The sequence below is a fragment of the Dehalobacter sp. genome (assembly GCF_030063005.1).
In the GTDB taxonomy this organism is placed as follows: Bacteria; Bacillota; Desulfitobacteriia; order Desulfitobacteriales; family Syntrophobotulaceae; genus Dehalobacter; species Dehalobacter restrictus.
The window spans coordinates 1-3,396 of the sequence record NZ_JAPDHR010000051.1; the positions used below are offsets into that span (position 1 = coordinate 1).

Consider the following 3,396-nt stretch of genomic DNA (forward strand, 5'->3'; position numbering starts at 1 on the left):
ACCCTACACCACTCACCTCCCCGTGCTCTGTAGTGTATCTGCTTATCCTATTAAATTATACCACAGGGGGAACTTTCATTAAATTTTTGTGCCTTGAGCACAGCGAAAGGAATGGGACTTTATATGATGGATCCTGTTGCTAGTGTGTGCGGGCTGTACTTCGCCTCTGAAGTGGCAAAATATTTTGATATTCACAGAATTGATAAGGCTCAAGTGGATGATTACGCAAAGCGCAACAATAAAGAGCTTAAAGAGATTGAGAAGATGTTAACTACGATTTTGGCGTATAAATAAGAAAATGGAGGCGGTAATTTACTACCTAATATCCGCAAAGGCTCCTACATTTTTTCCTCCACTGCTAATAGCAGAACGCGAACTTGAAAAGGAACTACGAGTTACATTTTTAGGATTGCCGCAATTACGAAACTTCTCGACCTCTTTAACAACAATTGCTCTTATACGATCTTCGTACTTCTCGGCAAATCTATCCCAGTGTCTCTCTTTATCAAAAAAAATCTGTCTCAAAATGTTATTTTCCATAACTCCTTCATACCAAATTTGCAAGTAAAGGGGTACCCCAAAACTTATACTTTCTGCCCTGAAAATTACAAAAGTTGGGCTAAATGTTCGCTTTAGGAATTAGACAACACTAAACTACACCCAAGGTTACCGTTTCAAAAGGATAAATATTAGAACTTTCCAACTCAAGAAACAAAGTTACCAGGGCTATTTTTCAATGTTCCTATAGTTTTTATTGATGACTTTTATGCCGTTTGTTCTTGAACACTCACTAATAAACCAAAGGACTCTAGTCTTTTGATCGAATTCCTAACCAAGATGTCCTTCTTGCGTTCGTCAAAATAGTTAAATCCTAAATCCACATATTCTTGTTTCGCGTTAACAAGATATGTACTAGGGATAGTATTGTATGTCCTACAGCTATCGCCGCCTTATTCTTTCCTCGTCGAGCGGCGACACGATGGTATTGAGCTGATAAGTAGGTGTTTTTCTGACGAGAAGCCGCTTTTGCTGCTTCAGTTAGGGCACTTCTTAGCTTCTTGTTTCCTTTACGCGTCTTAGTGGACTTTTTTTTCCCTGCGCTTTCATCATGACCTGGAGTCATCCCTGCCCATGAACATAAGTGTCCAGGCGTAGGGAAGCGAGACATATCTGTGCCAACTTCCGCTATTATCTGTTCAGCGGTTCGTCTTCCAACTCCAGGTATGGAATCCAATATCTTTAGTTCTTCCGTAAAAGGAGTCATACGTTTCTCGATTTCTTCGTCCAACTCGCTAATCAGTTCATTGAGGTAATCGATATGCGCTAATTGTTTCTCCATCATATGCAGTTGATGCGCTTCGAGTCGTCCTTCAAGAGCAAGTTTCAAATGTTCTTTTTTGTCCTTCAGCTTCTTGAGAGCAGAATCTGCCAAAATAGAAGTGTCTCTCTCTCCATTGATCATGGCTTCCAGCATATTTCGTCCAGAGACACCTAAGACATTCGAAGCCACAGAGGAAAGTTTAATGTTACCTCCCTCTAATACCTTTTGGAGGCGATTTACTTCCCGAGTTCTTTCTTCGATGATGCTTCGTCGGTAGCGGACGATCTCTTTCAATTCTCTTTGCTCCCGGTCCGGTATATAACTTCCTTGAACTAGACCATGACGTAGTATCCGCGCAATCCATTCGGCACCTTTAACATCTGTTTTACGTCCCGGCACCGCTTTTATATGCTGCGCATTGACACCATTGGATGAAGGTTCTCCGGTTCTAATAGGTTATAAATGGGTTTCCAGTAGTCACCTGTGCTCTCCATCGCGACATGGGAACAGCGGCTGCTTTTGATCCAGTCCACAAGTTCGATCAGATTCCGAGTCATTGTTGCAAATGTTCGAATCTCCTTTCGTGATGATGCAGGCTGTGATACTCTTTTTATGCACATCCAACCCGCAACAACGTTCATGTAAGACTTCCATACCATAGCTTCTCCTTAGACTGGTTTTGTTTAAGGCAGGTGCAACAACCAATAGGGGTTATTCTGCCCTGCGTGCTTCCCGAGGGAGCAACAATCTGCGATGCACCGGGTCGTTGTGGTCCGTCTGATACGCGGGCTCGCGACACCAAGAAAGTTCGACCTACCTTCGCCAGCCATAGTAGTAGTATGGACAAAATTTTTATTCATCAGTGGTGCCGCAAAGCGGCATGGGGGTCTGATACGTCGAGAAAACATGGCCACCTTAAAATACAAAATTATAGATGTGGCAGTCTATTGCATGAAATAGAGGTTGCGTAGATCTGCGGGCCCCTTAATAAAGAAATTATTAGAACGATTCAAAGAATCCTCTTTTTGGTGTTCCTAAAAACAAGTTGAGAGTAAAATCAGCAATTACTTCTGTTGATTTTACTCTCCTATTTTTGCTTGAAAGTGAAAAGAAGCTGTCTTTTCATGAATGTCCTTTGACATCATTATGAGACAGCCCCATTGTTTCTGATCAGTTCCAGCAGCTGCTCTGTTCCGACGATCTCTCGGTCGAAGCCGTTATTATCCAGAAGCTGGCTTCTTTTCTTTTTTATAGCGGCAAGCTCTACATTCAGGGTGTTTAGCCGCTCTATAAATACTGCAGGGTCGATATACCCCTTCGATACCAATCTACTGAGTATATGACCCTGCTCTGTAAGCTCCATGATTCTGTTACTGCAGTCCCCGATTTCCTGCTCCTGCTGCTCGTCCATTCGAAGCTTTTTGAGCACTTCCAGCAGGGGAGTGAGGATTTCGGTATAATTGCTTTTGAGCTTGCCCCACATCATGCCGAAAGCCCATTGAACGTCATCCTCTCGGATTGCCTTTTGGCTACATTTGGTGTTGTCCAAAATGTGCTGGCGGCAGCACCATTGAATTTTCTCATAAGGCTTGCCTATGTAAATTTTCTGCCTTCGGAATATACCGCCGCATTCTCCGCATAAGATTTTGCTGCTGAAGGCGTACCGGCTTTGGTATTTCTCCGAATCGTCCATCCCCATCTGCTTTCTGCGGTATTCAAAGATTTCCCTGATCGCCTCCGCCTGTTCATGTGAGATAATGGGTTCATGGTTGTCCTCAATAAGGTATTGAGGAAGCTGACCCTTGTCTCTCTGTCGCTTAAACGGCAGCACCTCTGTGGTACTTTAGATCGCAACTGCAACAATACAGGCAATTATAGATAATAAATGCCGTGTGAAACATCGCAGATCTATAACATAAACAAAAATTCATTCCTTTGCATATTCTAAAGTAAGCGTCAAACAGATTCAGACGTGAGCTACATTAAATCAGGCTCATCCACTCCAAGAAGATCGCAAAGAGCATTGTTAACCATTATCCTAAAATCATCATCAGATATGTTGTTAGCTTGAGCAT

General features: G+C 42.7%; 2 protein-coding genes and 2 pseudogenes. 1 reads left to right on the forward strand and 3 read right to left on the reverse strand.

Annotation, left to right across the window (positions count from 1 at the left end):
* Positions 1-114: 114 nt before the first annotated feature.
* A pseudogene (locus OKX56_RS12550) lies at positions 115-294 on the forward strand (vitamin B12 dependent-methionine synthase activation domain-containing protein); the annotation flags it as partial.
* Positions 295-315: 21 nt separating this feature from the next.
* Here OKX56_RS12550 and OKX56_RS12555 read toward each other — a convergent pair.
* The 3 genes and pseudogenes from OKX56_RS12555 to OKX56_RS12565 all read right to left on the reverse strand — a co-directional run bounded on the left by OKX56_RS12555 (position 316) and on the right by OKX56_RS12565 (position 3,152).
* Positions 316-540: a hypothetical protein gene (locus tag OKX56_RS12555; RefSeq protein WP_034378708.1), complete on the reverse strand. Its 225-nt coding sequence runs from the start codon at positions 538-540 to the stop codon at positions 316-318.
* Between the two features lie 224 nt (positions 541-764).
* A pseudogene (locus OKX56_RS12560) lies at positions 765-1,975 on the reverse strand (IS110 family RNA-guided transposase).
* Positions 1,976-2,465: 490 nt separating this feature from the next.
* Entirely contained in the window at positions 2,466-3,152 is a 687-nt protein-coding gene (locus tag OKX56_RS12565; protein ID WP_015043289.1) for a recombinase zinc ribbon domain-containing protein, read from the reverse strand.
* Positions 3,153-3,396 lie beyond the last annotated feature (244 nt).

What these genes read in the sequence shown, in the direction of transcription:
- OKX56_RS12555 (WP_034378708.1), bottom strand. Translation starts at nt 540, where the DNA reads ATGGAAAATAACATTTTGAGACAGATTTTTTTTGATAAAGAGAGACAC.